The following is a 2,737-nucleotide window of genomic DNA, read 5'->3' on the forward strand; positions in this document are numbered from 1 at the left end:
GCGAGCGCCGTTCGCAGAGGTCGTTGAGATCCTTGCGGATGGTCTGCGCCGAGACCTCGAACCGGCGCGCGAGCTCCTCGACCATGACGCGGCCGGAGGCGCGCGCGATGTTGAGGATTTCGGCTTGGCGATGGGTCAATCCGGTCACGGCAATGGCCTCAAATCTGGAAGGTGCATGGTGCGGCGGTTCGCGCGATCGGTCAATGCGCGCCCCGATCACGGTTAACGGACGAGGCCTCTCACCACGCCATCGCGGCAGCCAGAGACGCGAGCAGGTCCGGATCATCGAAGGCGCCGGCGGAGGCGACCGCGCCGGCTGCAATCAGGTCAGCATGGCCGAGGCTGGTCCGGATCCCGATGGTCGGAATGCCGGCCGCCGTGGCCGATTGCACGCCGGTGCGGGAGTCCTCGAATGCGACCGAGGTTTCCGGCCTCGCGCCGACGAAGCGCAGCCCTTCCTGATAGGGCAGCGGATGCGGCTTGCCGTGCGGCAGCTCGTCGCCGATCACGAGCGCCTTGAAACGGTGCGTGATGCCGAGGCCGGAGAGCAGCAGCTCGGCGTTGAGACGCGGCGCGTTGGTCACGGCAACCATGGGAACGCCGGCCGCGTCCGCCCGATCGAGCAGCGCCATCAGGCCCGGCAGCGGCTCGATCTGCCCGGCGACGAGCGCGCGGAAGACTTCCTCCTTCTCATCGAGGATCAAGGCGCGCCGTTCCGGCGCCTCGTCGGGCAGAAAGCGCTCCCCGATCGATACATTGGCGAACCCTTGCAGCTCCCTCGAGAACCGCGCGTGATCGAAGACATGACCCCGAGGGCCGAGCACCTCGTTGAAAGCCTTCAGGTGCAGCGGGTCGGTGTTGGCAAGCGTACCGTCGATGTCGAACAGCAATGCCCTGCCCGTCGCATTGTCCTTGGCCTCGATCATTTCCGTACTTTCCCAAATGCACGACGCATCGATGCGCGACACGTATCAATATGGCTGCGATCGCGCAATGACGCATGCACATGACGACGCCGTGACCACTCGACAAAGCCGCGCGCGGCTGCAACACTCTCTTCAAGATCAAAAAGGAGGAAACGATGACGATCAATCGACGCGATCTGGCTCTCTCGACCCTGGCCGTTCCAGCTCTTGCCGCGCTCGCTCTCACGACGCCGGCACTGGCCGCCTCGGCGGACGAAGAGGCCGTGGCGAAGAAGGTGGAGGCCTTCCGCCTCGCCCAGATCGCGGCCGACCCGAAGGCGCTCGGCGCGCTGTGCTGGGACGATCTGAGCTACAGCCATTCCAGCGGCAAGGTGGAGGACAAGGCGACCTTCATCACCAACGCCACCGACGGCAAATCGAAATTCCTGTCGATCGAATACAAGGATCCGACCATCAAGGTCGTCGGCCCGACCGCGATCGTGCGCTTCCATTGGGTGGCGGAACAGGAGATGGCGGCCGATGGGAAAAAAGTGCCGACCAACCTTCACATCCTGATGAACTGGCAGAAGCAGAGCGACGACTGGAAGCTGCTGTCACGCGCGGCGACGAAATTGTAGTGGCACCTCTTACCCTCTCCCCCTGTGGGAGAGGGTGGCTCGCCGCAAAGCGGCGAGACGGGTGAGGGGTTGCCTCCGCGAGCACACCTCTCACAGCTGAGTTCGCCGATAGAACCCCTCATCCGGCGCTTCGCGCCACCTTCTCCCACAAGGGGAGAAGGGAGGGCAGCTGTGAACTCGGCAAAAGATTCCGGGCTCGCGCTACGCGCCCCGGAATGACAGGCGAAACTACGCCGCTTCCTCCACATCGCCGTTAACCAGCTTGCGCGCGGCGCGCTCGGCTTCGCGGGCGTTGCGAAAGAACTGGCCTTCGAGGCGGTAGAAGCGGTTGGATGAGGCGAAAAAACAGTAGCCTCCTTGAGAACGAACGACGATACCTGCGGTCTGCGAATTGACTTCGATGATGTAGCTGTCCGGCATGGCCCGTGGATTCCTCAAGTGCGGGCAAATAACGACACTTCTGCCCAAAGGTTCCTGGGCATTTGAGGCCGTTTCCACCCCGAATCGACGTGCAATTGAGTACGCCGGGACCTCATCCGTTTTATGACTTGTTCTTGGCGAAGACGCGACGATCGCGGATGAAGCGCCGCGCGGTCATACGCCGCGCGCGATTACGTCGCGATCGCCGTGTCGGTCGGGCGAACCGCCTGCGGGCGGCCGTGTTCGTCGATCGAGACGTAGGTGAAGTTGCCATCGGTGACGAGGAACGGATGTTCTTCTCCGCGGCGCAGCGCCCACGCCTCCAGATGCACCGTCAACGAGGTGCGCCCGACACGCACGAGATTGGCATAGACCGAGACGAGATCGCCGACATAGACGGCTTTGCGAAAGTTCATCGCCTCGATCGCAACCGTCACGGTGCGCGACTTCGCGACCTTCGAGGCGAACACGCCGCCGCCGACGTCCATCTGGCTGAGCAGCCAGCCGCCGAAAATGTCGCCGTTCGCGTTGGTGTCGGCGGGCATCGCCAGCGTGCGGATGCAGAGATCGCCGCTCGGCCCGGTATTCGCCTGTTCGTTCATGCCTCTCTCACTTGAGATTGCTCACTTGAAATTGTCCCAGCCCGCGTCAGGCGCGAAACGTCCGCCGAATCGTTCGGCGAGTTCACGCAAGGTGGACACGACATTATCCACGCCGCGGGAGCGCGCATAGTTCAGTGGACCGCCGCGGAACGGTGCATATCCCGTGCCGAAG

5 protein-coding genes are annotated in these 2,737 nt (G+C 63.6%); 1 reads left to right on the plus strand and 4 read right to left on the minus strand.

Annotation, left to right across the window (positions count from 1 at the left end; translation table 11 throughout):
* On the minus strand, window positions 1-148 hold a 148-nt coding region (locus AC1D00_RS35270; RefSeq protein WP_477013851.1), incomplete at its 3' end, for a DeoR family transcriptional regulator.
* Window positions 149-239: 91 nt separating this feature from the next.
* Window positions 240-926, minus strand: coding sequence for an HAD family hydrolase (locus tag AC1D00_RS35275; protein WP_167771389.1), 687 nt, complete (start codon window positions 924-926; stop codon window positions 240-242).
* Window positions 927-1,081: 155 nt separating this feature from the next.
* Between AC1D00_RS35275 and AC1D00_RS35280 the strand changes: the two genes are divergently transcribed.
* Window positions 1,082-1,543 carry a nuclear transport factor 2 family protein gene (locus tag AC1D00_RS35280; RefSeq protein ID WP_404558545.1) on the plus strand — a complete coding sequence of 154 codons (462 nt, stop codon included), beginning with the start codon at window positions 1,082-1,084 and terminating at the stop codon, window positions 1,541-1,543.
* Window positions 1,544-1,771: 228 nt separating this feature from the next.
* On the opposite strand, the gene AC1D00_RS35285 is transcribed toward AC1D00_RS35280, so the two are convergent.
* Both AC1D00_RS35285 and AC1D00_RS35290 read right to left on the minus strand, forming a co-directional pair.
* Window positions 1,772-1,963 (minus strand): hypothetical protein, encoded by a 192-nt coding sequence (locus tag AC1D00_RS35285; RefSeq protein ID WP_477013849.1) that lies wholly within the window; start codon window positions 1,961-1,963, stop codon window positions 1,772-1,774.
* Window positions 1,964-2,154: 191 nt separating this feature from the next.
* Window positions 2,155-2,565, minus strand: coding sequence for an acyl-CoA thioesterase (locus AC1D00_RS35290; protein WP_477013850.1), 411 nt, complete (start codon window positions 2,563-2,565; stop codon window positions 2,155-2,157).
* Between the last annotated feature and the right edge of the window lie 172 nt (window positions 2,566-2,737).

Source organism: Bradyrhizobium sp. P2_E8 (assembly GCF_056403875.1).